Origin of the sequence: Nguyenibacter vanlangensis (genome assembly GCF_013376155.1) — a bacterium.
Classification (GTDB): Bacteria; Pseudomonadota; Alphaproteobacteria; order Acetobacterales; family Acetobacteraceae; genus Gluconacetobacter; species Gluconacetobacter vanlangensis.
In genome coordinates, this window is sequence record NZ_JABXXP010000561.1 from 1 (window position 1) to 1,874 (window position 1,874).

Below are 1,874 nucleotides of genomic sequence, written 5' to 3' on the forward strand. Positions count from 1 at the left end.
AGGGCGTCGGTGCCGCTGCCGGCCCGGGCGCGGATGGTGCCGCGGACGCTGGCCTGCAGGACCAGGCCCACGGCCTCGGACACCGTCATGAAATAGCGTTGCATGTCCGGATGGGTGACGGTAAGCGGTCCGCCGCGTTCGAGCTGGCGGCGGAAAACCGGCACCACCGAGCCCGTCGAGCCCAGCACGTTGCCGAACCGCACGGTGACGCAGCGCATCGCATCCGGCGCGTCGCCCGCGCGGGCCAGGACGTCGAGCGCCTGGCAGTACATTTCGGCCGCGCGCTTGGACGCGCCCATCAGGCTGGAGGGATTGACCGCCTTGTCGGTCGAGATCATCACCAGCGCGCGGGCGCCATGGCGGGCGGCGGCGTCGGCGACGATGCGGGTGCCGATCACGTTGGTCAGCATGCCCTCGCACGGATTGGCCTCGACCATCGGCACGTGCTTGAGCGCGGCCGCGTGAAAGACCAGCTCAGGCCGATGGCGGGCGAAGACCTGTTCGATCCGTTCGCGGTCGCGGATATCGGCCAGGATCGTTTCGCGCCGGACCGCGGGGAAGCGTTCGGACAGTTCCAGGTCGATCTGCCACAGCGCGAATTCGCCGTGATCGAGCAGCAGCAGGCGGCCGGGCGCATATTGTGCGATCTGGCGGGTCAGTTCCGATCCGATCGAGCCCCCTGCCCCGGTCACCATCACGGTGCGGCCGCGCAGCAGGGCCGCCATGCCTTCGTGATCCAGCGTGACCTGCGGGCGGTTGAGCAGGTCCTCGATGGCGACGGGGCGGAGTTCGAGCCGGTTGGCGGGGGCCAGATCGGTCAATACCGGCGCGCGCTGGACCACCAGCCCGCGCCGTTCGGCGACTTCCAGCACGGCGGCCAGATCCTCGCCCCGGAAATCGGCGTCGGTGACGACCAGGCGGTGCGGGACCAGCGTGTCCGGGCGCAGCCGGGACAGGACCGCATCCAGCGTGTCGACATGGCCCAGGATCGGGACGCCGTGGATGCGCCGCCCGGCCTGGCCCCGTCCCTGCGTCAGGATGCCGGCGATGCGGAACGGCGGGTCGGGGTCTCGTTCGACGGCGCGGATGAGCAGGTCGGCGGCATTGTCCGAGCCGATCAGGATGACCTGGCTGCTCGCCTGGCGGCGGGTCGCGCGGCGATAGCTGACCCGGTAGACGATTCGCGCCCCGCCCATGCAGACCAGAAGCACCAGGCCATGGATGACGGGAAAGGTCGGCGTGGGGATCGGAAAACCGGTCAGGTGCAGGCCCAGCGCGAACAGGGCGGCGCTGGCAAACGACGCCCCGGCGATGCCCAGCAGGTCGCCGACGCCGGAGAACCGCCAATATTGCAGCGGCACGCGGAACGGCAGGCTGCTGAGCAGGAACGTGATCGCCCCGCCCGCGAGGAACCAGAGCGGGTGCAGCAGGCCACCATGCGGATCGGCCAACCAGCGGGCCAGCGGCGCCGAGAGCGCGCCGAGCCCGCCATCGAGCATCATGTTGACGGCGATGCGGTTGACCGGGCGCAGCCTGTCAGCGGACAGCCGGGTATCAGGGCATTGCGTGGCCATTGTCCCGCCCATATAGCCCAGCTACTTGCATGCTAGAAGCAGCCATGACGACAAAAACCGCCCCCTGATGAGCAATCCCCCCATCGGTCACCCCATCGATCCAACAGTTCCGGCCCTGGCCGCCGGACCCTTCGTCGTTCTGCTGGCCGCGACCTGGGCCGCCGCCGCGCTGATGGTGGCGGGCGCGATGCGGCTGGGGGTGATCGATCATCCGGGACATCGCAGTTCGCACACCCGTCCCACGCCGAAGGGCGGCGGGATCGGCATCGTGCTGGCGTTCGTCGCGGCGGTGCCGGTCGC

1 protein-coding gene and 1 pseudogene are annotated in these 1,874 nt (G+C 70.1%); one reads left to right on the forward strand and one right to left on the reverse strand.

The window, feature by feature from the left end:
* The coding region (locus HUK84_RS16645) for a polysaccharide biosynthesis protein (protein ID WP_374729380.1) at positions 1 to 1,574 on the reverse strand (1,574 nt) is incomplete at its 3' end.
* Between the two features lie 67 nt (positions 1,575 to 1,641).
* Here HUK84_RS16645 and HUK84_RS16650 point away from each other — a divergent pair.
* A pseudogene (locus HUK84_RS16650) lies at positions 1,642 to 1,874 on the forward strand (hypothetical protein); the annotation flags it as partial.